The following is a 25244-nucleotide window of genomic DNA, read 5'->3' as shown; positions in this document are numbered from 1 at the left end:
CGTGATGTTGAAGGCGATCCGCACACTTCTTCTCTGCGCCAGCGCGATCGGGGCCTTTTCGGGCCTCGCGGCGCATGCAGGCGAGCTTGAGGATCTGCCGCCCTACAAGATGCTGCGTTCCTTGCAGCATATTCAGGATTCCATCGTGCTCGGCGATCATTCGGCCGCCGAGATGCAGCGCTTCATGCTGGCTGCGATCGACAAGAGCCTGCGCGACGCCGATCCGTCGGTGTTCGACGACCCGCGAAATGTCGATGCGGCCTTCATCTATGCGATGAGCGGTGGTAACCCGGCGACGCTTTCCTATCTCGCCAACCACGACCTCGAAGGCAATTTCGACAGCCGCATCATCGATGCGCTCAATCATTACCTTGCGGGCAAGGGTGGCCTGATGGTCGCCAATCTCGAGAAGGCGATCTCGGAATACCGCAATTCGCGGATTGGTCCCTATCTCTACCTCGTCCTTGGCAACGCCACCGCGATGCAGAATCCCGCCGACTCGCTGAAATATTACGACTGGGCCCGGCTGACCTCGCCTGGCACCAATATCGAGGAAGCCGCCCTGCGGCGTTCGATTGCGCTGGCGACACGCGGCAACCTCCCGGCAAAGGGTTTCGCCTATTCCCTCTCCTATGCCCGTCGCTTCCTGGCCTCTCCCTATGCCAGCCAGTTCGCCGATGTCTTCGTCGAGCTCGCCGTTGCCAATTACAGCGCTGAGACGGAAGCGAAGATCCAGGAAATCCTCGGCTTCATGGACAAGCCGCGCCAGCGCGAGGTCTACCTGCGCATCGCTCGTCGCGCCGCGATCGGCGGCATGCAGGAACTGGCGACGCTTGCGTCCGGACGCGCCGAGGCGCTTTCCGACGGCACGGATGCCGGTCCGAAAGCCTTGGCCAGCCTCTATTCCGGTCTCGTCGGTATCCCGTCGAAGGGAATCCTCGAAGCCGTCAAGGATATCAGTGCCATTCCCGAAGCCGAACTCTCGCCGCGAGACGAGGCGCTGCGACAGGCGGCGACCGTGGTCGCTGAGGAAGTGTTGCGCGCTCCCGATTCAGAAAGCTTGACGCAAGCGACTGTTTCTAAAGTCGTTCCGGAAAAGACAACGGAGAAAAACGGAGCAGAGACGGGCAGCGGCGATAGCCCGTTTGCAGTCCCGGCATCCGATGCGGTCGCATATGCCGGGCCATCGGACGGGGAACAGCAAGTGGCATCGTCGGAAAACAGCGCGCCTGATCCGGTTCTCGATGCGTTTCTGACCAATGGTCGGTCGAAACTCGACGAGATCGATTCTCTCCTGAAGGGGGATGAAGACAAATGAAGACGGTTGACGACAATCTGCTCGCAGCAAACCTGCGATCCGCCAAATCCGCATCGAAATTGGCCGGCAAGCATCACGAGATGGATGCAGCCAAGCAGCGTTCGGCTTTCGAGAACGCCTTTGCCGATGCGGGCAAGAAGAAGCAACCGACGATCGAAATCGACGGCAAGGCCGCTGCGGAATCCACGCCGCGCGCCAATATCGCCATTGCGCAAAAGCTGACGGCCGGCGCCGCCAAGACGACGACGTTGCAGCATGAAACGATCAACAGCAAGTCTCAGGTTCATGCTGAACCTATCGCCAATGCGGAAATCAAACTGAGGGCGAAGGACGATGCAAAGGCGGATGTGAAGACGGAGACTGCGCTCAGCGCGGCAATCGCCGGCAAGTCCAAGGGTCACGACGGGCCGATCGCCAATGCGGAAATCAAGCTGCGGGCAAAGGACGATCCAAAGGCGGATTCACAAGCCGACGCAAAGACGACGACCGTCATTTCCGATGACGATAAGGTCAGTCCGGCTCCAATCGGCGTGAGCGAAGAACCGGCTCTCCGGCTCGCTGAGGATGACGGGTTTGCCCCACGCAAGCCGATGTCGAAGGATAATGACGTCAGCGTCGCGAACAAGCCGACGGCTTCCAGCGATGTTCGGAACGCCGATACGCGCGTGAGTATGGACCCTCTGCCCGTGTTCGATCTGAAATCGGAGTTGAAGTCAGACCCGACACCAGGCCCGTCGGTTGCCGACGATACGGATCTCCAGCCAGCACCGGTGCTGTCGAAGCCCGACGCCAAGGCGCGTGACGTGCCCTCCATCAGCCTGCAGCACATCGGCGCCAACGCAGTCGCCGTGGCTGAAAAGGCCGGGAATGCCGCGGTTGGCGAGAAGGTCGCCGATCTAATCAAGGATCCCGTGGTGAAGGCGGCGGAGGCGAACGACGCCGGGAGCGAAAAGCCGGTCCACACGGCCGCGTCCAAGGCTGCCGATCACGACGCGCCGGCCGCCGCGGATGTCAGCCACCTGCTGACGCTGCTGAGCACGCAAACGCCGCCGACACCCGCAACCTCGGCGACGCACGCGGAGGCGACGCCAACCCTGTCGGAATTCCATGCGCTGGCGGATCGCGCCGGCAAGGCCACGGCCGCGCCACAGGATGCGACCACGGTAAAAACCGAGACTGCCGACAAGCCAGCGGCGACCGCTGACACCGGCACGACCAGCACGACCGCCTCGGCGGACACCGACCAGATTTTCCGTTTCGCCCGCGCCGATGGCAAGGGGCAGGCTGTTTCGATGAATGTTGCCTCGGATGGTGACAAGGCCGTGGTCAAGAACGACGTGACTGCGGTCAGCGCCAAGGCCGAAACCGTCACCGTCGTGGAAGCCCGGCGATATCTCGGTCTCGCTCCCACCGGCAATGCATCCGCGGTGACCAGCCAGATCGTCAGCAACCCGGAATGGGCGAAGGCGCTGCAATCGACCGAGGCTGGACCTTTGGCGCAAGGCTCCACAGGCAAGGTTCTCAATACGCTGAAGATCCAGATGCATCCGATCGATCTCGGCACCGTCACGGCCACGCTGCGGCTCAAGGAAGACGAATTGCATGTCGAGCTGAAGGTCGAGACGGGTGATGCCTTCCGGCAGCTCAGCGACGACCAGAATGCCATGGTGAAGGCGCTGCGAGCCCAGGGCTTCGCCGTCGACCAGGTGAATATCGTTTTCAACGCTCCGGATTCGTCCGGAGGCTCGGCACAACAGCAGGCGCAGCCTCAGACCGGCCAGCAGGGCCGCGAGGCGTCGGCGGATGGCTCCACCCAGGGCAGGGGCCAGCGCAACGACAATGGCAGCCAGCAGCAAAGCGGCGGAAGGTGGACTGGGAATGAAGGCACGAGCGACCCGTCTTCTGGGGCTGACGCTGGCCGGACTGGTGACGTCTATATGTAATGCCCATGCGACCGCCGGCGCCTGCGAAAGCGAGATCACGGCGGCTGCGGCCAAGTACCAGATTCCTCCGGGCATCCTCTATTCGGTCGGCCTGACCGAGACGGGGCGCAAGGGGTCGCTCCAGCCCTTCGCCATGAATATCGAGGGCAAGGCCTATTTCGAAAACAGCGCCCAAGGCGTCTTGCAGCGTTTTGCCGAGGCGCGCGCGCAGGGCGCCAAGCTGATCGATCTGGGCTGCATGCAGATCAATTATCATTTCCACGGCGAGAATTTTGCATCGCCGAGCGAGATGCTGGACCCGAGAAAGAACGTCGAATATGCGGCGCGCTTTCTCTCCAATCTTCACGCCAGGCATGAAACCTGGACGATGGCCGTCGCCCGCTATCATGCGGGACCGAACAACGACCCCGCGCAGAAGAAATATGTCTGCCGGGTGATCGCGAATCTGGTCGCGACAGGCTATGGAAAGTGGACGTCCAACGCGTCTGCGTTCTGTCAATAATACAACCTGAAAGAGATATTCTTCTTCAGCATGACGTGCAAAAGTACGCCTCGCGAAATATGGAGAAAATTTGAGCGCAAGCCGATTCTTAAGGACGCGTTAACGTTTCCACAAAAAAATTAGTGCTCCATTTTGAGCCACCCACTATATCTAGCTCAAATCGGCACAGAAATCTTAATCTACTATTAATTTCACCCACTAACTTTCCATAGTTGTTCGAGAATCCCCCGATTCGTACCTCTTGGTCATCGAGGCACCATACTGATTCGGAGGCGGACGAATGATCGTAGTGGTTGATGAGCGTGAGCTCGTGAAAGACGGATATACTTCCCTGTTTGGACGCGAAGGCGTACCTTCCCAAGGGTTTGATCCAAGCGAATTTGGCGACTGGGTTTCCACGGCTGCCGACAGCGATATCGACGCTGTCGAAGCCTTCCTGATCGGCCAGGGCGAACGGGCGATGGCCCTTCCCCGGGCGATCCGGGACCGGACCACCGCACCGGTGATCGCGATCAGCGATTCGCCGTCCCTGGAACAGACACTGGCGTTCTTCGACTGCGGCGTCGACGACGTCGTGCGCAAGCCGGTTCATCCCCGGGAGATACTGGCCCGAGCTGCGGCTATCCGCCGTCGCCTGAAGGCGCTGGTGAACTTCACCGACATCGGCCCGATCCGGGTCTTCTCCGACGGTCGCGACCCTGAAGTTCAGGGTGAAGTTTTCGCACTGCCGCGCCGCGAGCGCCGCATTCTCGAATATCTGGTCGCAAACCGCGGACGCCGCGTTTCCAAGTCCCAGATTTTCAACGCGATTTACGGCATCTTCGACGAGGACGTCGAAGAGAACGTCGTCGAAAGCCACATCAGCAAGCTGCGCAAGAAACTGCGCAAGAAGCTCGGCTTCGACCCGATCGATTCCAAGCGGTTCCTCGGCTACTGCATCGACTGGGAATAATCGTTTGCGAACCGGTGGTTCGGATGTGGCGGCATTCCGATCCACCCTCAAGACAGGTTCACGCAAGGCCCACCCCATAGTCTTGCCATAACGACGAAAACGAGGATCGGACATGAGTCTTTACGGAATGATGAGAACCGGTGGTTCTGGCATGAATGCACAGGCAAACCGTCTGGGCGCGGTGGCTGAAAACATCGCCAATGCCAACACCACGGGTTACAAGCGGGCCTCGACGGAATTCTCCTCGATGATCCTGCCGACGACCAACGGCTCCTACAATTCCGGTGGCGTCGAAACCAAGATCCGCTACAGCATTGGCACCGAAGGCGCCAAGGTCTACACGACCTCCGGCTCCGATCTGGCGCTCGATGGCGGTGGTTTCTTCATCGTATCGGGCGGCAACGGCCAGGAATTCCTGACCCGCGCCGGGGCGTTCACGCAGGATGGCGACGGCAACCTCGTCAATTCGGCCGGCTACAGCCTCCTCGGCTACGAATACGGCAATGGCTCCGATCCGACGGTCGTCGTCAACGGTTTCGACGGCCTGAGCAAGGTCAACCTCGCTTCCGACGGTTTGGTCGCGAAGGGTTCGTCCACTGGAACGATGGGCGCCAACCTGCCTTCGGGTGCTGCCATCGGCGACGTCTCGACCACCTCGCTGATCGTCTATGACAGCCAGGGCAACACGCGCATCCTCGACTTCAACTACGAGAAGACTGACGCAAACGAGTGGTCGGTCGAAGTCGTCGATCGCGACACTGGCACCTCGCTCGGCACGAAGACGCTTGAATTCAACTCGGCTGGCGACCTGACGACAACTCCGACGACGATCTCGACGACGGCCATGGCCGCGCTTACCGGCACCGGCGCTGATCTCGGCGTCCTGTCGATCGACCTCGCGGAGACCACCCAGCTGGGCTACAAGTTCAATCCGGACGGCGGCACCATTGACGGCAATGCGCCGAGCAAGGTCGCAGGCTTCCAGATCGACGACGACGGCATCGTTTACGTCAAGTACGAGAACAACAAGCTCGAGCCGCGTTACCGTATCGCTCTTGCCAACGTTCAAAGCCCGGACAACCTCGTGCCGCAGTCGGGCAACGTCTATTCGCAGGGCACCGAATCCGGCGTCATCGTCACCGGATTTGCCGGCTCCGGCGACTTCGGCAACATCATCTCCGGCGCACTGGAAAGCTCGAACGTCGATATCGCGGAAGAACTGACGGCGATGATCGAATCCCAGCGTAGCTACACGGCAAACTCGAAAGTGTTCCAAACAGGCGCCGACCTGCTGGACGTTCTCGTGAACCTGAAGCGTTGATCAGTAAATATTAAGGGACGGACTGCGCATGTCGCTCGCTGCCGCAATTTCAACGGCCCAAACGATATTCAGCAATACGGGGCAGCAGACTGCCATCGTATCGAAGAATATCGCCAATTCCGGCAACGCAGACTACGTGCGCCGTCTCGCCCTGATGGGCATCGATTCCCAAGGCTCGTACTATATCAAGATCGAGCGGGCGCAAAACGACGCGCTGTTCAAACAGAATATCAACAATATTTCTGCCACTTCGTCGCAGTCCCGCCTTCTTGATGGGCTGGAACGGATGCAATCATTGTTCGGTGGAAACGACTATCCGTCGTCGCCGTCGAGTTATCTCGCAACGTTCCAGTCGAGCCTGCAGACGTTCGCGGCGTCGCCGAGCAACATCACGATCGCATCCTCGACGGTTGCGGATGCGAAAGATCTTGCGAATTCGCTCAAAAGCAGTTCGGAGACGCTGCAGGGGTTACGCGGCGATGCCGACAAGGAAATTCAGTCTCAGGTTTCGCTCCTGAACGAATACCTGACGAAATTCGAAACCGTCAACAACGATATCGTGGGGTCGATTGCCACTGGCAAGGATGCGAGCGACGCCCTTGATCAGCGTGACAAGCTCCTGAAATCGATTTCGGAAATCATCGGCATTTCGACTGTCACGCGTTCAAATGCGGACATGGTGGTTTATTCGAGTGACGGAACGGTACTGTTCGAAACCATTGCCCGCAAAGTAACGTCCACACCGAAAGATAACTATTCCGCAGCCGACTCCGGTTTCCCTGTCCTGGTTGACGGGAGAGCGCTGAAGCCTGGCACGGATGGCAATACGACAGGGCAGGGCACGCTTTCGGCATTGCTTCAGATCCGCGACGACGTTGCGCCCCAGATGCAGTTTCAACTCGATGAGATCGCACGCGGGCTGGTCAAGATCTTCGAGCAAACCACCACGACTGCAGGTGTAACCACCACGACAACCGGGCTTTTCATGAGCTCGGATGATATTGGTCTGACACCTGCGGATACCGCCTTGGCCACGGAGGCGAGAGCGACGGCTGCCAATGCCGGCCATATCGTCGGGCTGGCATCGACATTGATCGTCAACCCCGAGGCGGAGCAATCCCCGACCAAGCTGCGCGATGGCGGTTTCAATTCGGCACCGGCAGCGGCGGGTTCCGGCTCCGCGGGCTTTACCGATCTGCTGGACAGCTACATCACCGGCATGGCTGATCCCAAAGTGACATTCGATCCTGCTGCGGGGCTCGGCTCGGAAGGCACGATCATGACATACGCCTCTTCGTCGATCGGCTGGCTGGAACAGTTGCGTAAGTCCGCAACCACGGCAAACGAAAACAAATCCGCCATGCTGTCGCAGACACAGCAGGCTCTCAGCAATTTGACCGGCGTCAGCCTTGATGAAGAACTGTCGCTGATGCTCGATCTGGAACAATCCTACAAGGCATCCGCTAAGTTGCTCAGCACCGTTGATGAAATGCTGAGGACGCTTCTGGATACGGTGAGGTAATCATGAAGACATCCTACGTTTCCAACCTGGCAGTTCAAAATGCCATGCGCTCGACTATCCAGCAGGGGCAGTTGGAAGTCATCAAGCTACAGCTGGAAGTCACGACGGGAAAGTTTGCCGACGCGGGCGCGGAACTGGGCGCCACGTCTTCGCGTGCGGTCAGTTTGAAAAACGAACTCGCTCGTCTTGAGAACCTCAAAGACACAAACGCAGTCGTGACGCAGCGACTGTCGGCCTCGCAGATGTCGCTTGAAACCATGCGCAAGGCCGCAGAACAGATCAACACCACGCTGATTGCAACGTTGGGCAACGACGACGCGTCGCGTCTCTCGATCGCCAAAACCGACATCAACGGTGCACTCCAGGCATTCTCGGCTGCCGCCAACGTTCAGTTCAATGGTGAATTCCTGTTGTCGGGCATAAACACCGACGTGATGCCGCTTACTGAATACACGGCGGGTTCACCGGCAAAAATATCCTTCGATGATGCCTTCGGTGCCTTCAAACTCGCCAACGGCATTACCGACGACAGTGAAATCACTGCCGCGCAGATGACGAACTTTATTGGTATTGTCGAAGGCATGTATACGGGGTCGCAGTGGACTACGGATTGGTCGAGTGCTTCCGATCAAAACATCATAAGCCGGATTAGCGCCAATGAAGTGGTTCCGAGTACCACCAACGCCAACTCGGACGGTGTGCGCAAGTTCGCGCTTGCAGCGGTTATAACAACCGAACTGCTCGGATTGGACCTCGCGTCGGATGTCCGAACCGTGGTCAATATGTCAGCTCAGAATTACGCCCAGCAAGCATCCACTGGATTGATCAAGGAAAGCAGCACGCTCGGCATCTCCGAATCCCGGGTCACGAAGGCGAACACTTCGCTCGATGGCCAGATCAAGTTGATCCAGACGCATGTCAACGACATCGAGGGCGTGGACCCTTACGAGGCATCGACGCGCATGAACACGCTTCTGACCCAGATCGAGACCTCTTACACGCTGACGTCGCGGCTTCAGCAACTGAGTTTGATAAATTTCCTCTGATGCGGTGAGGACCAGGACAAACATGAAGGATGTCTGAATGTATCAGTTTTCATACGCCGAGATTATGGAGGACGGCGTCGCCGACTCCAAGGATCGCGAACGGCAAGTACTCGACCGCTCCATTGCGCTGCTTGCAGCCGCAAGAACGCAGAAGGGTTACTCGAGGGAAGCGATCGAGGCGATCTACTACACAAGGCGGGTCTGGATCCGGTTCATCGAGGATCTTCGGGCCTCGGACAACCAGCTGAACGATGAGTTGCGCGCCAATCTCATCTCCATAGCCATCTGGATACTCGGCGAGACGGAAAAGATCCGCAAGCGCGAGTCCTCGAATTTCCAGGGCATCATCGATATCACAACCATCATCAGGGATGGACTCAAATGAAAAGCACACTGCGTATCTCGCTGAAGTCGGGCGAACGGATTTTTGTCAACGGGGCGGTGTTGCGTGTCGATCGCAAGGTCGCGGTCGAATTCCTGAACGACGTGACGTTCCTGCTCGAAAACCACGTCCTGCAGCCGGAAGATGCCAACACGCCGCTGAAGCAGCTCTATTTCATCGCTCAGATGATCCTGATCAACCCGGAAGGCGCGGAGCAGTCGACGATCATGTTCCGCAAGTCGGTGATCATGCTGCTCAACTGCTTCAAGAACGAAGATATCGTTTCGGAATTGAAGCGGATCGACGGCATGGTGACGCAGGGCCGTGCGTTTGACGCACTGAAGGCCATTCGCGGCCTTTATGCTGCCGAGGACCGGATTCTCAACAGCCAGGAGATCACTCCTGCGACGATCGAGCAGATCCGCAAGGAGATCGCACCATGGCGGTAAGCGGCGTTTCGGCGAACAGGGCAGCGTCAAACACGACGGGAACGGGTTCCGACGCGTCAAACGCGTCTGCCTCGGCCAGCCTGAACTACGACAGCTTCCTGAAGTTGCTCGTGGCGCAGATGAAGAACCAGGATCCGACGGAGCCGATGGATTCGACCCAGCAGATCGCGCAGCTTGCCACCTTCTCGCAGGTCGAGCAGACGATCAAGACGAACACCAACCTGGAAAGCCTGCTTCAGCGCACGTCGCTCAGCGAAGCCAATGCGGTGATCGGCAAGACGGTGACCAGCGCCGACGGCAAGACGACTGGCGTCGTCACGGAAGTAAAGCTATATTCCGATGGAATCATTGCCGTTCTCGATAACAAGGAAGAAATGGTTATCGGGCCCGGCGTTACCATAAAGTGAACGCCCATGAATGAGGCAGATGCCCTCGATATCGTGCAGGCGGCGATCTGGACAGTGGTCGTCGCCTCCGGGCCTGCCGTTCTCGCCGCCATGGTGGTCGGTGTCGTCATCGCCTTCATCCAGGCGCTGACCCAGGTTCAGGAAATGACCCTGACCTTCGTACCGAAAATCCTCGCCGTTCTGGTGACGGTCGCACTTTCGGCCTCCTTCGTCGGATCGCAGATATCGATCTTCACGAATATCGTCTTTTCCCGCATTCAAAGCGGATTCTGACGATCCGGATGCCCGTTTCGCGGGCGTCGTTGCTCTTGGAAATGCCTTCCCTCTCTTTCCGACCTGGATGCCACCCTCGCGCAAGCTTGGGGCGTTAAATCTGCCGCCTAGTATGGGCAGCAGGTATGAATGCTGTCCGCCTCTCATGAAGAGACGGAATTTCCGATGGCACAACCACCTGCACTCGTCATCCCGAAACTCGCGCCAAAAGGCCGGGATATCGGCTTCGCGCTCGGCATCGTCGCGATCCTGTCGATCCTCTTCCTGCCGATTCCGCCGTTTCTGATCGATATCGGGCTGGCCTTTTCCATCGCGTTCTCCGTGCTCATTCTGATGGTTTCCCTCTGGATTCAGAAGCCTCTGGATTTCTCTTCCTTCCCGGTCATCCTGCTGATCTCGACCATGACCCGCTTGTCGCTCAATATCGCGACGACGCGCGTCATTCTTTCGCATGGTCACGAGGGACATGACGCCGCCGGCGGCGTCATCGCCGGCTTTGCCGAACTGGTCATGGGCGGCGATTTCGTCATCGGCCTGATCGTCTTCCTCATCCTGATCACGGTGAACTTCATCGTCATCACCAAGGGCGCGACGCGTATCGCGGAAGTCGGCGCCCGCTTCACCCTCGACGCCATTCCCGGCAAGCAGATGTCGATCGACGCCGACCTGTCAGCCGGCCTGATCGACGAGAAGGAGGCGCAGCGCCGCCGCCGCGAGCTGGAAGAGGAAAGCTCCTTCTTCGGCTCCATGGATGGTGCCTCGAAATTCGTTCGCGGCGATGCCATCGCCGGCCTGCTGATCACCGCCATCAACGTTTTCGGCGGCATTATCATCGGTTACGTTCGCCACGACATGTCGATCGGCGAAGCGGCCGATGTCTTCGTCAAGCTCTCGGTCGGCGATGGTCTGGTCTCGCAGATTCCGGCGCTGATCGTTTCACTGGCCGCCGGCCTGCTCGTGTCGCGCGGCGGCACGTCGGGCTCGACCGACCAGGCCGTCGTCAACCAGCTGGCCGGTTATCCACGCGCGCTCATGGTCGCATCCGGCCTGATCATCATGCTCTCCCTCATGCCGGGCCTTCCCTTCCTGCCGTTCGCGGCCCTCGGCGGCGGCATGGCATTCATCAGCTACGTCATTCCCCGCCGGCTCGAAGCTGCCAACAAGATCAAGCACGAGCAGGAACAGCAGACCGCGCAGCAGAAGACCGACACGGAGAAGGACTCGGTCAAGTCGGTCCTCAAGACGGCGGAAATCGAGCTGTTGCTCGGCAAGCAGGTGTCGACCCGTCTTCTCGGCGCTCATCAGGAGCTTGCCTTCCGGGTCGGCAAAATGCGCCGCAAGTTTGCCGGCCAGTACGGTCTCATCGTTCCGGAAATTAAGGTGTCCGACGATATCGCCATCCCCGACAAGGCCTATCATGTCCGCATTCACGGCACGACGATCGCCTCCAACACGGTGCGTGTCGGCGAAGTCATCGTCGTCACCGGCGGCGGTCGCAAACCAAGCCTGCCGGGGGACGATATCCGCGAACCCGCATTCGGCATGCCGGCGGTTTCGATCCTGGAGGCATTCACCGAGGATCTGAAGCGCGAGGGTTTCCACCCGATCGACAACGTCTCGGTCGTCCTGACCCATCTGTCGGAAGTCATCCGCAACAACCTGCCGCAGCTTCTGTCCTACAAGGACGTGAAGATCCTGATCGAGCGCCTCGATCCGGAATACCGCAAGCTGGCGGACGAAATCTGCACCTCGCACATGTCCTATTCCGGCCTGCAGGCGGTGTTGAAGCTGCTGCTCGCCGAGCGCGTCTCAATCCGCAACCTGCACCTCATTCTCGAAGCCGTCGCGGAACTCGCGCCGCATGTCCGCAAGACCGAACAGATCGTCGAGCATGTTCGCGTCCGCATGTCGCAGCAGCTTTGCGGCGATCTCGCCGACAACGGTACGCTGCGTGTCCTGCGCCTCGGCAACAAGTGGGACATGGTGTTCCACCAGGCGCTGAAGCGCGACGCCAAGGGCGAAATCGTCGAGTTCGATATCGACCCGCGCCATCTGGAAGAGTTCAGCGAACAGGCGACCAAGGTGATCCGCGAACATCTCGATCGCGGCATGCCATTCGTGCTGGTAAGTTCGCCCGAATCCCGGTCTTATGTCCGGATGATCATCGAGCGCCTGTTTGCCACATTGCCGGTCCTGTCCCATGTCGAGCTCGCCAAGGGCCTCGAAATCAAGATCATTGGCTCGATTTCATGATTTCCGATCCTGAAGGCACGGTGCTGGCGCTTTTCGCCGCATTTTGCCGGATCGGTGCCTGCATCATGGTCATGCCGGGATTTTCCACGGCGCGCGTTTCGGTGCAGATCCGCCTCTTCGTCGCCGTGGCCGTGTCCATGGCGATCCTGCCGATCATGTGGAACGAGATCTATCCGCAGATTTCCGGCAAGGGGCATACCTATATCTATATCGTTGCCACCGAAACCGTGATCGGCAGCGTCATCGGGCTGATCGCCCGCTATTATGTGCTGGGGCTGCAGTTCGCCGGAACGGTCGTCACCATGATGATGGGTTTCAACGCGCCGCCGGCCAACGACGTGCTCGAAGACACGCCGGAAAACCAGCTGACCAACCTGATCAGCTTTGCCGGCCTGATGCTGCTGTTCATGCTGGATTTCCACCATGTCATCCTGGCGAGCGTCGTCGATTCCTACACGGTGATGCCGCTGGGCAGCGGCTTCGACCAGCAGGGCGTCCTGATCACGCTCACCAATGCCCTCGAAACCACTTTCTACATCATGTTGCGGCTGGCCAGCCCCTTCCTGATCTACGGCCTCTTGTTCAACATCGCCATCGGCATGGTCAACAAGCTGGCGCCGCAGATCCCGCTCTATTTCATCTCGCTTCCCTATCTCATCATGGGTGGCATGTTTCTGCTCTATCTCGGCATCGCCGCCATGCTGAAACTGTTCGCGGATGGTTTTGCCCCGATGATGCAAGGGAGTTGACCCTGACATGAAAACCCGCTCCGAAAAGCTCAAGCGCCTCGTCGCCGTCCAGCGTCATCTCGAACAGATGGCGGAAAGCGAACTGGCAGAAACCTCCAGGCAGCGCCGTGAACTTGCGGAGACTATCGACGTCGTGGTCGACGCCATGGGGTCGGCAAGCCCGCTGCATGCGATGTTTTCCGGACACTATTCGTCGCAGCTCGGTCGCCTCGCCCAGAAGGACCAGATGCTGCTCGGCATCCAGCAGGTGCACGAGACCCGCGTCCTCAAGGAGCGCGTGAAAGGTGACCGGCTGGAAGAAAACATGAAGGATGCGCGGGCTCTCGAAGACCGCGAGAGTGCCGACAATGCGATCTACGATCTGGTGGACCAGCATGTGATGAGCAAGTCACCAGCTTCCGGTAAGGTTGACCACTCATAGTGTGGCTTCAGGATCGGTCGCGTCTGCGTCCGGGCCAATCGTTCAAACTGTTGAAATTGCGGAATTATCCTGTGCGAAAGGAATCGCCGGGTGATCTCCGTGATCAAGAGGACACCGCATGGCAATCTCTCCTCCAAGCGACCTGGTATTGGATGTCGTCCGCGCCGCCGATCCGGCTGAGGTTCAGGAAGCGCAGGCGCGGCTGAAGGCCAACCGCGCAGCCTTCCAGGCAACGAGCCTCGCCGAAAATGGAAACGGTTTTGCCAATACGGTTGCGGTTCTTCAGAACAGCCCGACCAATAGCCTCGGCGACATCAACAACCGCGCCGAAGCCAAGAAAATTCCCGAGACCTATCGCAAGTTCGAAGCCATGGTGCTGCAGAACTTCGTCAAGTCGATGCTTCCGGCCGAGAGCGAGGAAGTCTACGGCAAGGGCACGGCCGGCGATATCTGGAAGAGCATGATGGCCGAGCAGATCGGCAATACCATGGCCAAGGGCGACGGCATCGGCATCGCCAAGAGCATGGTGACGGATCGGATCGTCGGATCCGACGGCACCGACCGGGTCAACGCCTCGCTCGGCGGCAACGACAGCAATGTCGCGATGAGCATGGTTCAGGAATACCAACGCAAGGCGGTCGCCGACTTCACGGGAACGGAAGACAAGACCGAACAGCAGTAGGATATCCCGGCTACGGCCTGGGTTAGCCTGATACAGAAGTTTCGCGCATGCATCACGCCAAGGGCCACGACCCGCGTGCAGCCAGCGCCAACGGGAGCGAAGTGATGGAAGTTGTTGCAGCGGGTGACGTGCGTATTCAGAACGTGCTGGGGCGCCTCGAAATGATCCTCGACAACGAGAGCATGCGGATCGGCGTCGATCCGACCTTCGATCTGAAGTCGTCGAACGCCCGCAAGAGCCGCTGCCTGTATGAACTGACGATGCTGCATCGCGATGCATCGCCGGACGAAATTTCGCCAGCATTCGTCGCGCAGACCAAGCATATCAAGACCAAGCTCATGGCGAATTCCCAGAAGGTGAACGCGCATATGGAGGCTTGCCGCTCGGTTGTCGATATCCTCAAGGCCGCGGTTCAGGATGCGGACGCGGATGGCATCTATTCCGAACAGCAGTTCCGGTACGGCGACGTCTGATGCTCAAACTCGTTGTCACCGGCGTCTGGATTTGCGCGGTCTCGCTTGGATCCGTGTATTTCTCGATCCAGCATGCTTCCGCGCCCATCGTGTCGGACGCGGAGGCCGAGCGCCGGGCATTGCAGGAATACGTGCCGGGTGAACTCATTACCGTGCCTGTCATCACCGACGGCGGCGTGCAGGGCTATTTCCTGACGAAGCTTTCATTCGCGGTTGACAAGGCCAAGGCCAAGAACCTGGAAATTCCACTGAAGGAATCGGTGACCAACGCCCTGTTCGACATTCTCGTCGGTCAGAAACTGATCAATGTCGGCGATTCCAACAGTTTCGACCTCGCCCATTTCAAGACGGCGGTGAAGGAAGGCCTCAACAAGCAGCTTCGCGACGAGGTCATCTTCGAAGTGCTGGTCGAGCAACTCGAATATCTGTCGAAGACCGATGTTGCCCGCATTGCCAATGCGGCGAACGAAAAACAGCGCAAGCCCGTGCCGATCGTCGACAAGAATGGCCAGACAGCCCATGACGTGCTGCCGGAGAAGGCAGCCTCGGCCGGGCACTGAGCCTGGCAGGACATCGCATCAGTTCTTTTCGGGATTGCGATACTGCTCGTTGACGAAGCCGAATTCCATCATCAGCCGCCCCAGCGCGACGTAGAAATGGTAGAGCCCCGCCGACGGCAGATTGGCGGAGCGCCACAGTTTGATGCCGCGAAACGGGGATACCGCCAGAAGCGCCAGCGATTTGGCTATGGTCTTTGACCGGCCTGCGAAACCTGGCCGCGCGCGATGCTCCAGCATGGCCGAGATGGCGCCGTTTCTCAGGCTGCGTGCGCGAATCCAGGACATCTCCGTCCGCCGCGCCGGGATCGTTTCTGCGACCCAGGCTTCCTTTGCCCAACCGAAGGTAAAATTCTTTTGCCGGCAGCGCCGATAGAAGTCGCTGTCGCCTCCACCGATGAAATTGAACAGCGGATCGAGAAACGGCCGGGGCATCGCGTCCAGCACAGGGCGCGTGATCAGGACGTTTCCGGAAGAGTACAGGATCGGCACCGGACCGCTCGTGTCATAATGAGGCATGAACACGGGGTGCCGCTTGCGGTCGTTGCGTGTCCGGTCTTCGAAATCGGGGAGTTGCGGCCCGCCGACGAGATCCGCGCGGGTCTGTTTTTGTATCGAAACGAGACTGTCGAGCCAATCCGGACCGGCAACCTCGTCGTCGTCAATCACGGCGATCGCTCGAAGGTTCGGATATTGGGACAGCGCCATCGACCAGCCGGCATTGTAGGCATGGCAGTTTCCGCGCTGGTGAGCGATGACCACCAGACCGTTGACGCGGTGGTCCGCGAAGAACATTTTCGCGGCATTCGCCCCCTCCAGACCATCGGCGTCGTTCTCCATCACCACGATGGCGAAAGCGCAGCCAGGGGCTTGAGACACCACGGTTTTCAGCGTTTTGATCAGGTGCTCGGGTCGGCGAAAGGTCGGCAGCGTGACCACCAGTTCGACATTGTCCGTCGGATCGACTGTCGCCTGATAAAACACGGTTACATGCTGAAGGGGCGGGGTCATGGCGGCAACCTGTTGAAGGCGGGGATATGAAAAGCACTAAACCAAATCTTCCTAAACAGATGCTGAATTTCCGATTTCGCTTTTGAATGAATGATTTAAAGGTCATTTTACATCGCGTTGATACAGTCGTCACAGTTGTTCTCAAGTCTCGTGTGGCGACATGCATCTGGTTTTCGTTTCCTCGCTGGTCCCGGTGGAGAACCCTTCATCGGGTTTCGACATTGCAAACCGTGCCGTCCTCGACGGTCTTTGCGCCCTTGGACACCAGGTCAGTGTCATCGGCTATTTGCAGCCGGGCCAGACCGTGGCGCCGGGCGGCGAGACACATCTCCTCGGCGAGCTGGAAGTCGCCAATGCCAAGGTCGGTGCCGCGACGAAACTGCGCTGGCTGGCCAAGGCCCTGCTGAATCGCACGACCGTATCCTCCGCCAAGATGCTGACCGTGGACGCCGACCGCATCGATGCGCTCCTGCAGGAACTGCAGCCGTTCGACGGCATCATCCTCAATTCCGTGCAACTGCCGGCGGCGTTCGCCACCGTGTTCCAGAAGTACCCGACCATTTACATCGCCCACAATGTCGAGGCGGATTCGGCGCTCGAGAACTCCGAGATCGCGTCCGGCTGGCTCGAGCGGATGTTGTTCCGGCGCGAGGCGCGTCATCTCGGGTTGGTCGAAAAGCAGTTAACGCAGGCGGCCTCGGCGATCTGGACCTTCGCGGAAGCCGATCGCTTCGGGTTTGGCTACACGGTCTGCGACCGCGCGGCGGTGCTGCCGCTGATCACCCGCTGGGAGCCGCCGCAGGATCGGATCGGCACGATCGTCGAATATGATCTTGCCCTGATCGGCACCTGGAGCTGGCGGCCCAATCGCATCGGCCTCGACTGGTTCCTGTCGAAGGTCGTGCCGCAACTGCCGGCCGAGATGACCATCGCCATTGCCGGCCAACTGTCGGCGACACCCTCCGTTTCGCATCCCGGCGTCCGTTTCCTCGGCCGCGTGCCGGATGCACGCGCCTTTGTCGAGGCTGGTGCCGTCGTTCCGCTGATCAGCCGTGGCGGCACGGGCGTGCAGTTGAAAACGATCGAGACCTTCGAACTCGGCATGCCGAGCGTTGCTACGCGTGCATCGTTGCGCGGCATCGGCGCGCCGCCGGCTAATTGCTCCATCACCGACGACCCCGCCGAGTTCGCGCGCCTGCTCACCGAGCGGGTGGCCGAGGTGCGCGGCGGCGATCGCAAGCGCCTGTCCGGCCGAGTTTTCCACCAGGCCCAGAAGGCAAGGCTGCTCGAAACGCTCGCGCAGGGGCTCTCCGGTCTCGGGCAACCCGTCATCGCCAAGGGCTTTGCTTCCAGCGACGAAAATCCCGAGCCGGTCCGGACGGCCAACAAGGCAGCCGGTGTGCCATTCGGCTTTGCCGTGCATGAGGGAGGCAAGTCCCGATGAATGTTTTTCCAGAGACATCGATCGTCGCGTCGCAACGCGCGATCCTCGATTTGCCCGTTTGCGATTTCGGCTGGGCGGATGCATTCGCCTTTGCCGATGAGATCGCGTCGCTGCCGATCGGCCAGACGGTGATTTCGTTCCTTAACGCCAACAATGCCAACCTGATGATGCATGATGCCGATTACCGCGCCGTCCTCAATCGCCATATCGTCCTTCCGGACGGCCATGGCGTCGATATCGCGTCCTGGCTGTTCCACGGCAAGGTGTTTCCGGCCAATCTCAACGGCACCGATTTCGTGCCGGGGCTGATGACCTACATGACGACGCCGCGCCGCGTGGCGATGATCGGTGCCCGTGCGGATGTGCTGGAACGTGCTGTCGAAGGTTTCCGCAAGCATTCGCCCTGGCACGAGTTCATCCCCGTTGCCGACGGATTTTTCGACGAATCCCAGTCCGACGTGATCATGGCCAAGGTTCGCGAACTCAAGCCGGATATCCTGCTGATCGCCATGGGCAGCCCGAAACAGGAAAAGTGGATTGATCGTCATGTCGGTCCCGGCCATGCCCGGCTGGTGATCAGTGTCGGTGCTTTGTTCGATTTCATGGCGGGAGAAGTGCCGCGCGCATCGCTCACCGTCCGGCGCCTGCGTCTTGAATGGCTGCATCGGCTGATCCATGAGCCGGGCCGCCTCTGGCGCCGCTATCTGCTCGGAAATCCACGCTTCCTCTTTTATATCCTGCGTCATAAGCTGCGGGGGAACTCCAATGCTTCGCCGGTCGGCGCTCGCCGGTCCGGTTCCAGATCCTTCTGACGGATACCAGTATGCGCACTGCTGTCGTGACAGCGTCCTACGCCAATGATTTCGAGCGGTGCCGCCTGCTGTGCGAGAGCATGGACCTGCGGCTGAAAGGCGATTGGGTTCACTACCTGCTGGTGGCGTCCTTCGACGTCATGTTGTTTCGGCAATTGGAAGGTCCACGCCGGAAGGTCATCAGCGAAAGCGATCTTTTGCCCTGGTGGCTGCATGCCGTGCCGGATCCAACGACGGCTGGACGCCGCAAATTGTGGATCAGCCCCTACAGCCTGCCGCTGCGGGGCTGGCAGGCGCAGCAGTTGCGCCGGCTTGCGCTGGCGCGGCATATTGACGAGCCCGTGATGTTCGCCGTCGATTCCGATGTCGTCTTCCTGCGCGATTTCGATCCGGTCAATCTGTGGCAGGGTGATCGGCTGGTGCTCTATCGCAAGGAGGGCGCGATCGGCCAGCGCATGCGCTCTAACCACCTGGAATGGCTCGCCCATTCGGACCGGCTGCTTGGCATCGGTCCCTTCAGCCTGCCGGCCAATGATTACATCAACACGCTGATCGCCTGGCGCACGGATACGGCGCGCGCACTGCTCGACCATATTGAGGCGCTGCACGGCCGCAACTGGGCCCGCGCCATCATCCGCACGCGCCAGTTTTCGGAATGCCTGATCTATGGCCGTTTCGTCGATGAGGTTCTGAAAGGGGAGGGGCATGTGGCCTCGCCCGATGGTCTCTGCCATGTGCTCTGGTTCGAGGACAGTTATGCGCGCGACATCGACGGACTTCGGCATTTCATGAACGACATGGCGCCGCACCAGATTGGAATCGGCGTGCAGTCCTTCGTCGGGCACGACCTGACGGACATCCGCAACATCGTTCTCGAACGTGCCGCCTGACTTTCTTCAGATCACTCGTCCGGATTCGCGGCGCAGGGCGCTGTAGGTGAGAGCGAAGGATGCTGCGTAGAGCGCCAGGTAGACACCGTTGAGCAGCGGTGCCCAATAGGCGACATCCGTGCTTGCCTTGAAAAGGACGGTCAGCAACGCGACCTTGACGATACCAGCAATCACGAGATTGAACATGCGACGTACGGTAAGGCCCGTCGCGTAGAGCAGTTCGGAATGATACTCGACCAGATTGCGAAACGAGGGCACCAGCAGCACCGCCATCAGGAAGGGTGCCGCTTCCGAGACGTTGTTGCCGAGACCACGCGGAAAGATCCAGAGATAGACGGCCATGCCGGCGATCGCCAGGAACGAGACCGCAGCGACCAGCCCCTCGATCGTCAAGCGTGTGCGCCAGGAACTGATCGTGCCGGGCGTGCGCATGATCTTCTGGACCAGCAGCGTGTTGAACGAGCGCACCGGCAACGCCGTCAGGTCGGCAAGTCGCATGATGATCGCGTAGATCCCCGAAACCTGCGGGCCGCCGATCGCCAGCACGGCGATCTTGTCGAATTCCGACTGGATATAGAACAAAACCTCGGCGCCCGCGACCGAGACGGAATCGGCCCACCGACGAAAATACAGTTTCGGACGCCAGCGCAGACGCACGCGCGGAAAGTACCAGACAATGGCGATCAGCAGCGCCAGTGCATTGGCCCCGAGATAGAACAGCGACCATGTCTCCAGCGACGACCAGTGCAGAAGCGCAAAGGCAAGGGCCGCGACCGTGCGAATGCCGGTGCCGATGACAACGAGCAGGGCAGCGCGACCAAAGCGTCCGAGGCCGTTGAGCACGATGACGACGACTTCCAGCCCGCGCCAGCAGATGATTTCCGCGATCATGAAGGCAAGGAAGACATGAAGCGCCATGTCACGCTCGAAGACGGCGTAGTAGATCGCCAGGCACAGAATGGCCAGAAGCGGCAGCGACGCCAGAGCACCGACGACAAAGCCGGCGCTGTAGGTGCCGACCAGCAGCGGCTTGACGGTCGCGACCCGGTAGAGCGGCGACATGAATCCGAAGGCGAGCACGCGCGAGATCATGATGCCGGCAGCCGATGCTGTGGCAAACAGGCCGAATTGCGCGATCGAAAGCCCATTGGCGACGCAGATGAAATAGACGAGCGACAGAACCAGTCGGCCTGCCGATCCGCCTGTCATCGAGATATAGGCGTGAATCACGCCGCTGTGGCGCTTGTAAATGGACTTGGCAAAATCGATCACGGGGCGGGGTCCAGCTGTGCTGTTCCGTTTCTAGACCTTAAAACTTAATGAGCGGTTTGGTGGCGCCCGGACGCAATGAATTCGGGGTGATCAGGGGTCTCGTCGTTAACGGTTTGTTTCCCATAAAAACTTAAGCTCCGTTCATATTCATTGATGTGCCCAATTGCGGGCGTGTGCAGGGTTTCGATGTTCGATCCGGATGACAATCAACGGACTGCGGTTCGCCGCTCCCTCCTCGACCTTGCGTCGAAGGAGCAGGAAGCCCCGCGCCGTGCCGCTTCGCGGCAGAGTCCCGGCTCGTTGCTCGATCGCTTGTCGAGTTCGACGGCGCAACGGCCGAAGGCGGCCCAGCCCACGGTCGAATCGGCGGACCAGCCGAAGGCCGCCGGCCGCCTGTCCTCCTGGTTCAACGGTGGGGAAAAGACGAAAACCTCTTCCGAGCCTGAACGCTACGTTGTTTCCCCGGTATCGAACTCCGATTTTTACGATGACGATACGCGGGATCGTCCCCTGATCGATCTCGCGACGATCCTGACCTCGGTCTGGCAATTGCGCAAAGCCATCCTGGTCCTGACGGTCGCCGGCGCTGTCGGTGGCGTGCTCGTCGCCTTGTCCACTCCCAGCAACTACGTCGCTGAAAGTAAGCTTTACGTTGATCCGCGCGAAGTGCGGCTGACGGATTCGGACCTGTCCAAGGAAAGCCTGGCGACCGAAGCGATCCTGGCGCTGGTCGACAGTCAGCTCGAGGTTCTTCGTTCGCGCACCGTGCTTGAAAAGGTCGCCGTCGATCTGGGTCTCGATCGTGATCCGGAATTCGGTGGAAGCGCCGCGAGCAAGGGTGGATTGGTGGCGGGCATCGACGTCATCCGCGATATCGTGTCTCCGAGCAAGGGACATCCCGCGCCGGCCTCCGGGGTCAACCCGCAAACACTGGAGAAGCTCAGCGATGCCGTCTCCGTGTCGCGCGATCCGAAAACCTTCATCATCACCGTCGAGGTCGAAAGTCGCGATCCGAAGAAATCGGCGCTGATTGCCAACCGTATCGTTGCAACCTTCCTCAACGAGGAACAGGCCGCCCAGTCCGGTTTCTTCCAGCGCACCACGGCCGCACTCGACAGCCGGCTGGCGGATCTGCGCAAGGAACTCGATGCGGCTGAAAACGCGGTGGAAAAATACAAGGCCGACCACGACATCGTCGGCGCGTCCGGCGAACTGATTTCCGACAAGCAGCTTCTGACATTGAACGATCAGGTCGGCGCGGTGCGCAGCCGCATTGCCGATGCGAGAGCCAAGGCCGATCTCGCCACCAAGACGCAGCTGAACGACGTGCTGAGCGGAGCCTTCCCGGAAGAGGTCAGCTCCGTCACGCTGCAGGAACTGCGCAAGCAATATTCGCAGGCGCGCGCCCAACTGAGTTCGCTCGACGCGAGCCTTGGCCCGCGCCATCCGCAAAGGCTGGCGGCGGCGCAGGCGCTGGAAGTGGCCCGCTCCGAAATCGGCAATGCGTTGCGCCGTATCGAGGCGACGTCACAGACCGAACTCGACCGGGCGATCCGCACGGAGAAGGACCTCCTTCAGCAGCTTGCCGTTCGGAAGGCGCAGCAGGTCAATTCATCCACCGGCTTCATCGAGTTGCGCGAACTCGAGCGCAAGGCCAATGCGACCCGGACGATCTACGAATCCTTCCTGAAGCGGGCGAGTGAAACCGGCCAGGAAGAAAAACTGACCTCGAAGAATATCCGTGTCATATCGTCCGCGGAGCCGCCACTTCAGGCCAACGGCCCGTCGCGCAAGCTGATCGCCATCGGTGGGATGATCGCCGGGTTCATGGCCGGTGTCGGGCTCGGGATCGCGCTCGGCGCCTACCGGAGCCTACGCGACATGTTCCGCCGGTCGAATCGCGCGCCGATCATCGTTCCCGAGCGTGATCCACCAGGCCGCGACGATCACCCGAGCGGCCCGGCCCCCTCGCGACGTTTCGAGGAGCCGCTGGCCGCCAAATCGATTGTGCGAACACGCACACCGTCGCCGCATCATGCCGAAGCATCCTCAGCGGCGCTGTCGGCCTTTCCGGTCCAACAACCGGTAGTGCCGGACTATGATCGCGATTATCCGCGCGATAACCGTGGTTACGAACGGGAAGATGGCAATGTCGCCAAGGTGCATGCCGATCTTCGTGCACTGCGTTCCCGCGTCGAGCATTATGCCAGACTGCGGACCGGTACCGGTCGCTAAACCTCTTCGACAAAGGATAATCCGAATCGCGCTCCGATGCGGGTTCCGTCCATCTGCTCAGCAATGCAAGAAAATGAACGGCGCGGGACATTCACGCCTATCATTGTTCGTTCGGCCTTGATTTATTCGATCTGGACAGCTTAGGACGCTTTGAGGCCATCGATATTAGCCGCCGACACTAGAGTGAAAAATACAACGACCATCTGGGAGAACACCGTGACGACCGTGATTGATGGCAAGCAAGTTGCAGCGTCGGTTATCGATGCCGTGAAGTCCGCATCCGAGACGCTGACGAATGAAACGGGCGTCAAGACGGGCCTCGCCGTCGTCATTGTCGGCAACGATCCAGCCAGTCATGCCTATGTCGGCGCCAAGGGCCGCATGGCCAAGGAATGCGGCTTCACCTCGGTGCAACACACGCTGCCGGAAGACACGACGCAGGAAGAACTCGCCGCGCTGGTCCAGACACTCAATGCCGACGAAGCATTGCACGGCCTTCTCGTCCAGCTGCCGCTGCCCAAGCATCTGAATTCCGAGCCGATCATCCAGTCGATCCTGCCAGAAAAGGATGTCGATGGTCTACATGTGGTCAATGCCGGCAAGCTGGCGACCGGCGATCTCGATGGTGGGCTTGTCTCCTGCACCCCGGCGGGCGCCATGGTCTTCGTCAAGCGCACGCATGGCGAGGATCTTTCCGGCCTCAACGCCGTCGTCATCGGCCGTTCCAACCTGTTCGGGAAGCCGATGGGGCAGCTGCTGCTTGCTGCCAATGCGACGGTGACGATCGCCCATTCGCGCACCAAGGATCTGGCCGCCGTCTGCCGCGGTGCGGATATCCTGGTTGCCGCCGTCGGCCGGCCGGAAATGGTCAAGGTCGATTGGGTGAAGCCCGGCGCCACCGTCATCGATGTCGGCATCAACCGCATCGCGGCGCCGGAGAAAGGCGAAGGCAAGTCGCGCCTGGTCGGCGACGTCGCCTTCGAGGAGGCTGCCAAGGTTGCCGGCGTGATTACCCCGGTTCCCGGCGGTGTCGGCCCGATGACCATCGCCATGCTGATGGCCAACACGGTCATTGCCGCCTATCGCAAGGCCGGCAGGAAAGCGCCGAAGTTCTAAGCCGAAAGGCTTGTTGCTGATCTCTATGATCTCGGGGCAGGGCCCGTGGAGGCCCTGACGATCAGTTCCGTCCGCCAGAGTTCCTGATCCGGATAGTCGCCGGTCTTCAGGATGCGCGAAATCAGCCTTGTGGCGATGCGCGAGCCGGCTGCCCGCAGCGACGAGCGTGTCGTCGTCAACGGAACGCTGAAATTTTCCGGCTTCAGCATCGGCAGCACGTCGTCATGGGCGATCAGCGAGATATCGCTGCCGATCTGCAGCCCCGCCTTGTTGATGGCCCTGACCGCGCCGAGCGCCATGACCGTACTGGAACAGAGCACGGCCGTCGGCGGCCTGTCGCCATCGAGAAACTGCTGCATGGCGCGGTGACCATATTCGTCGGTCATCAGCGAGTGCTGCACCAGTCCTTCATCCAGCCCGATGCCGTTTTCCTCCAGCGCCCGCCGCATGCCCTTGGCCCGGCGGATGGAAAAGGTCAGGTTTCCCGGCCCATTGATCAATGCGATCCGCCTGTGGCCAAGCTGGATCAACAGGCGCGTCGCGTCATAGAAGGCGCCGGTATTGTCGATGTCGAGAAACGGATAGTCGGCCGGTTGTCCGATGGCCCGGCCATGCACGACGAAGGGGATCGACAGCGATTTCAGCATGGCGATGCGCGGATCATTGGCGCGCACATAGGCGAGGAACAGGGCATCGACATTGCCGCTGGCCGCGAGCCGCTTGAATGTGGTCTCCTCGTCCTCGGGCGAGCTCGGATTAATGACGAAATGAAAATCGTGCCGAACGGATTCTTCCCCGAGCCCGGCCAGGAATTCACCAAAATGCACGTCCGAATCGATTCCCTGCGCGATCGGCATGACCAGACCGATGGAGCCGGCGCGGCCGGTCGCCAGCCTTTGCGCGGCGCGATTGGGGCGATATCCGGTATCGCGCACGGCGCTCAGCACGCGCTGGCGTGTCTCGGCATTAACCTCGGGATAGCCATTGAGCGCCCGGCTGACCGTCGTTTGCGACAGGCCCAGCATCTCCGCCAGCTGTTTCAAATTCACGTTCATTGCCAGCGCATCCTCCCAAAGCGCTTTGATTTTTATTAGAATTTCCTATTTTAATGTCAAGGCGCGAACGATTTTGTAACACTCCATTGCACGCCAACAAAGGAAAATTGCCTTCATTGCGGCGCAAACCTTCGCTGCAGCGCATAAATCCGGGCTGTT

25 protein-coding genes are annotated in these 25244 nt (G+C 59.9%); 22 read left to right on the top strand and 3 right to left on the bottom strand.

Annotated elements, in window-relative coordinates; all coding sequences use genetic code 11:
- The first annotated feature begins 4 nt into the window (after positions 1-4).
- The 17 genes from motC (at position 5) to ACST81_RS20245 (ending at position 15253) form a co-directional block, all read left to right on the top strand.
- Positions 5-1318 (top strand): chemotaxis protein MotC, encoded by a 1314-nt coding sequence (gene motC / locus ACST81_RS20325; protein ID WP_438750174.1) that lies wholly within the window; start codon positions 5-7, stop codon positions 1316-1318.
- Positions 1315-3261, top strand: a complete 1947-nt coding sequence (fliK, locus tag ACST81_RS20320) for a flagellar hook-length control protein FliK (RefSeq protein WP_438750173.1) — start codon at positions 1315-1317, stop codon at positions 3259-3261. The genes motC and fliK overlap by 4 nt, the downstream gene beginning before the upstream one ends.
- Positions 3197-3763 carry a transglycosylase SLT domain-containing protein gene (locus ACST81_RS20315; RefSeq protein WP_438750172.1) on the top strand — a complete coding sequence of 189 codons (567 nt, stop codon included), beginning with the start codon at positions 3197-3199 and terminating at the stop codon, positions 3761-3763. Before fliK ends, ACST81_RS20315 begins: the two co-directional genes overlap by 65 nt.
- A gap of 280 nt (positions 3764-4043) precedes the next feature.
- Positions 4044-4715: a transcriptional activator Rem gene (rem, locus tag ACST81_RS20310; RefSeq protein ID WP_438750171.1), complete on the top strand. Its 672-nt coding sequence runs from the start codon at positions 4044-4046 to the stop codon at positions 4713-4715.
- 112 nt (positions 4716-4827) lie between these two features.
- Complete coding sequence (locus ACST81_RS20305) at positions 4828-6036, top strand: flagellar hook protein FlgE (protein ID WP_438750170.1); 1209 nt, start codon at positions 4828-4830, stop codon at positions 6034-6036.
- A 28-nt stretch (positions 6037-6064) separates the two neighbouring features.
- The gene (gene flgK, locus ACST81_RS20300) at positions 6065-7558 is read left to right on the top strand and encodes a flagellar hook-associated protein FlgK (RefSeq protein ID WP_438750169.1); all 1494 of its coding nucleotides are present in this window, start codon (positions 6065-6067) and stop codon (positions 7556-7558) included.
- A gap of 2 nt (positions 7559-7560) precedes the next feature.
- Complete coding sequence (locus ACST81_RS20295) at positions 7561-8604, top strand: flagellar hook-associated family protein (protein ID WP_438750168.1); 1044 nt, start codon at positions 7561-7563, stop codon at positions 8602-8604.
- A 37-nt stretch (positions 8605-8641) separates the two neighbouring features.
- Complete coding sequence (flaF, locus tag ACST81_RS20290) at positions 8642-8989, top strand: flagellar biosynthesis regulator FlaF (RefSeq protein ID WP_325465249.1); 348 nt, start codon at positions 8642-8644, stop codon at positions 8987-8989.
- Positions 8986-9435, top strand: coding sequence for a flagellar biosynthesis repressor FlbT (flbT, locus tag ACST81_RS20285; RefSeq protein ID WP_325465250.1), 450 nt, complete (start codon positions 8986-8988; stop codon positions 9433-9435). Before flaF ends, flbT begins: the two co-directional genes overlap by 4 nt.
- Positions 9426-9842, top strand: a complete 417-nt coding sequence (gene flgD, locus ACST81_RS20280) for a flagellar hook assembly protein FlgD (protein ID WP_438750166.1) — start codon at positions 9426-9428, stop codon at positions 9840-9842. The genes flbT and flgD overlap by 10 nt, the downstream gene beginning before the upstream one ends.
- 6 nt (positions 9843-9848) lie before the next feature.
- Entirely contained in the window at positions 9849-10115 is a 267-nt protein-coding gene (gene fliQ, locus ACST81_RS20275; protein WP_325465252.1) for a flagellar biosynthesis protein FliQ, read from the top strand.
- A 165-nt stretch (positions 10116-10280) separates the two neighbouring features.
- Positions 10281-12368, top strand: a complete 2088-nt coding sequence (flhA, locus tag ACST81_RS20270; RefSeq protein WP_438750165.1) for a flagellar biosynthesis protein FlhA — start codon at positions 10281-10283, stop codon at positions 12366-12368.
- Entirely contained in the window at positions 12365-13117 is a 753-nt protein-coding gene (gene fliR / locus ACST81_RS20265) for a flagellar biosynthetic protein FliR (protein WP_438750164.1), read from the top strand. The genes flhA and fliR overlap by 4 nt, the downstream gene beginning before the upstream one ends.
- A 7-nt stretch (positions 13118-13124) precedes the next feature.
- Positions 13125-13538 carry a hypothetical protein gene (locus tag ACST81_RS20260; RefSeq protein WP_438750163.1) on the top strand — a complete coding sequence of 138 codons (414 nt, stop codon included), beginning with the start codon at positions 13125-13127 and terminating at the stop codon, positions 13536-13538.
- Positions 13539-13656: 118 nt separating this feature from the next.
- A complete protein-coding gene (locus ACST81_RS20255) occupies positions 13657-14220 on the top strand; it encodes a rod-binding protein (protein ID WP_438750162.1) in 564 nt (187 codons plus the stop codon).
- A gap of 104 nt (positions 14221-14324) precedes the next feature.
- On the top strand, positions 14325-14693 hold the full coding sequence (locus ACST81_RS20250; RefSeq protein ID WP_438753720.1) for a hypothetical protein: 369 nt from the start codon (positions 14325-14327) through the stop codon (positions 14691-14693).
- On the top strand, positions 14693-15253 hold the full coding sequence (locus tag ACST81_RS20245; RefSeq protein ID WP_438750161.1) for a hypothetical protein: 561 nt from the start codon (positions 14693-14695) through the stop codon (positions 15251-15253). Before ACST81_RS20250 ends, ACST81_RS20245 begins: the two co-directional genes overlap by 1 nt.
- Before the next feature lie 18 nt (positions 15254-15271).
- On the opposite strand, the gene ACST81_RS20240 is transcribed toward ACST81_RS20245, so the two are convergent.
- Positions 15272-16261: a glycosyltransferase family 2 protein gene (locus ACST81_RS20240; protein WP_438750160.1), complete on the bottom strand. Its 990-nt coding sequence runs from the start codon at positions 16259-16261 to the stop codon at positions 15272-15274.
- 160 nt (positions 16262-16421) lie between these two features.
- On the opposite strand from ACST81_RS20240, the gene ACST81_RS20235 reads away from it, so the two are divergent.
- From ACST81_RS20235 to ACST81_RS20225, 3 genes are read left to right on the top strand one after another with little or no spacing between them, the layout of a single operon-like run.
- On the top strand, positions 16422-17705 hold the full coding sequence (locus tag ACST81_RS20235; protein WP_438750159.1) for a glycosyltransferase: 1284 nt from the start codon (positions 16422-16424) through the stop codon (positions 17703-17705).
- The gene (locus ACST81_RS20230) at positions 17702-18517 is read left to right on the top strand and encodes a WecB/TagA/CpsF family glycosyltransferase (protein WP_438750157.1); all 816 of its coding nucleotides are present in this window, start codon (positions 17702-17704) and stop codon (positions 18515-18517) included. Before ACST81_RS20235 ends, ACST81_RS20230 begins: the two co-directional genes overlap by 4 nt.
- Positions 18518-18528: 11 nt before the next feature.
- On the top strand, positions 18529-19407 hold the full coding sequence (locus tag ACST81_RS20225; protein WP_438750156.1) for a DUF6492 family protein: 879 nt from the start codon (positions 18529-18531) through the stop codon (positions 19405-19407).
- A gap of 6 nt (positions 19408-19413) precedes the next feature.
- Here the strand turns inward: ACST81_RS20225 and ACST81_RS20220 are convergent, their stop codons facing one another.
- Complete coding sequence (locus ACST81_RS20220; RefSeq protein ID WP_438750155.1) at positions 19414-20679, bottom strand: lipopolysaccharide biosynthesis protein; 1266 nt, start codon at positions 20677-20679, stop codon at positions 19414-19416.
- 186 nt (positions 20680-20865) lie between these two features.
- Here ACST81_RS20220 and ACST81_RS20215 point away from each other — a divergent pair, with 186 nt between their 5' ends.
- Together ACST81_RS20215 and folD are read left to right on the top strand one after the other, a co-directional pair.
- The gene (locus ACST81_RS20215) at positions 20866-22914 is read left to right on the top strand and encodes a GumC family protein (protein ID WP_438750154.1); all 2049 of its coding nucleotides are present in this window, start codon (positions 20866-20868) and stop codon (positions 22912-22914) included.
- 216 nt (positions 22915-23130) lie between these two features.
- Positions 23131-24030 (top strand): bifunctional methylenetetrahydrofolate dehydrogenase/methenyltetrahydrofolate cyclohydrolase FolD, encoded by a 900-nt coding sequence (folD, locus tag ACST81_RS20210; protein WP_438750152.1) that lies wholly within the window; start codon positions 23131-23133, stop codon positions 24028-24030.
- Between the two features lie 23 nt (positions 24031-24053).
- On the opposite strand, the gene ACST81_RS20205 is transcribed toward folD, so the two are convergent.
- On the bottom strand, positions 24054-25085 hold the full coding sequence (locus ACST81_RS20205; protein WP_438750151.1) for a LacI family DNA-binding transcriptional regulator: 1032 nt from the start codon (positions 25083-25085) through the stop codon (positions 24054-24056).
- Positions 25086-25244 lie beyond the last annotated feature (159 nt).

This window comes from Pararhizobium sp. O133 (assembly GCF_051669845.1).
Lineage (GTDB): Bacteria > Pseudomonadota > Alphaproteobacteria > Rhizobiales > Rhizobiaceae > Pararhizobium.
This window is presented reverse-complemented; position numbering and strand designations above follow the sequence as displayed.

Excerpts from the sequence above, each read along its gene's own strand:
- motC (WP_438750174.1), top strand. The coding sequence starts at position 5 with ATGTTGAAGGCGATCCGCACACTTCTTCTCTGCGCCAGCGCGATCGGG.
- fliK (WP_438750173.1), top strand. The coding sequence starts at position 1,315 with ATGAAGACGGTTGACGACAATCTGCTCGCAGCAAACCTGCGATCCGCC.
- ACST81_RS20315 (WP_438750172.1), top strand. The coding sequence starts at position 3,197 with ATGAAGGCACGAGCGACCCGTCTTCTGGGGCTGACGCTGGCCGGACTG.
- rem (WP_438750171.1), top strand. The coding sequence starts at position 4,044 with ATGATCGTAGTGGTTGATGAGCGTGAGCTCGTGAAAGACGGATATACT.
- ACST81_RS20305 (WP_438750170.1), top strand. The coding sequence starts at position 4,828 with ATGAGTCTTTACGGAATGATGAGAACCGGTGGTTCTGGCATGAATGCA.
- flgK (WP_438750169.1), top strand. The coding sequence starts at position 6,065 with ATGTCGCTCGCTGCCGCAATTTCAACGGCCCAAACGATATTCAGCAAT.
- ACST81_RS20295 (WP_438750168.1), top strand. The coding sequence starts at position 7,561 with ATGAAGACATCCTACGTTTCCAACCTGGCAGTTCAAAATGCCATGCGC.
- flaF (WP_325465249.1), top strand. The coding sequence starts at position 8,642 with ATGTATCAGTTTTCATACGCCGAGATTATGGAGGACGGCGTCGCCGAC.
- flbT (WP_325465250.1), top strand. The coding sequence starts at position 8,986 with ATGAAAAGCACACTGCGTATCTCGCTGAAGTCGGGCGAACGGATTTTT.
- flgD (WP_438750166.1), top strand. The coding sequence starts at position 9,426 with ATGGCGGTAAGCGGCGTTTCGGCGAACAGGGCAGCGTCAAACACGACG.
- fliQ (WP_325465252.1), top strand. The coding sequence starts at position 9,849 with ATGAATGAGGCAGATGCCCTCGATATCGTGCAGGCGGCGATCTGGACA.
- flhA (WP_438750165.1), top strand. The coding sequence starts at position 10,281 with ATGGCACAACCACCTGCACTCGTCATCCCGAAACTCGCGCCAAAAGGC.
- fliR (WP_438750164.1), top strand. The coding sequence starts at position 12,365 with ATGATTTCCGATCCTGAAGGCACGGTGCTGGCGCTTTTCGCCGCATTT.
- ACST81_RS20260 (WP_438750163.1), top strand. The coding sequence starts at position 13,125 with ATGAAAACCCGCTCCGAAAAGCTCAAGCGCCTCGTCGCCGTCCAGCGT.
- ACST81_RS20255 (WP_438750162.1), top strand. The coding sequence starts at position 13,657 with ATGGCAATCTCTCCTCCAAGCGACCTGGTATTGGATGTCGTCCGCGCC.
- ACST81_RS20250 (WP_438753720.1), top strand. The coding sequence starts at position 14,325 with ATGGAAGTTGTTGCAGCGGGTGACGTGCGTATTCAGAACGTGCTGGGG.
- ACST81_RS20245 (WP_438750161.1), top strand. The coding sequence starts at position 14,693 with ATGCTCAAACTCGTTGTCACCGGCGTCTGGATTTGCGCGGTCTCGCTT.
- ACST81_RS20240 (WP_438750160.1), bottom strand. The coding sequence starts at position 16,261 with ATGACCCCGCCCCTTCAGCATGTAACCGTGTTTTATCAGGCGACAGTC.
- ACST81_RS20235 (WP_438750159.1), top strand. The coding sequence starts at position 16,422 with ATGCATCTGGTTTTCGTTTCCTCGCTGGTCCCGGTGGAGAACCCTTCA.
- ACST81_RS20230 (WP_438750157.1), top strand. The coding sequence starts at position 17,702 with ATGAATGTTTTTCCAGAGACATCGATCGTCGCGTCGCAACGCGCGATC.
- ACST81_RS20225 (WP_438750156.1), top strand. The coding sequence starts at position 18,529 with ATGCGCACTGCTGTCGTGACAGCGTCCTACGCCAATGATTTCGAGCGG.
- ACST81_RS20215 (WP_438750154.1), top strand. The coding sequence starts at position 20,866 with ATGTTCGATCCGGATGACAATCAACGGACTGCGGTTCGCCGCTCCCTC.
- ACST81_RS20205 (WP_438750151.1), bottom strand. The coding sequence starts at position 25,085 with ATGAACGTGAATTTGAAACAGCTGGCGGAGATGCTGGGCCTGTCGCAA.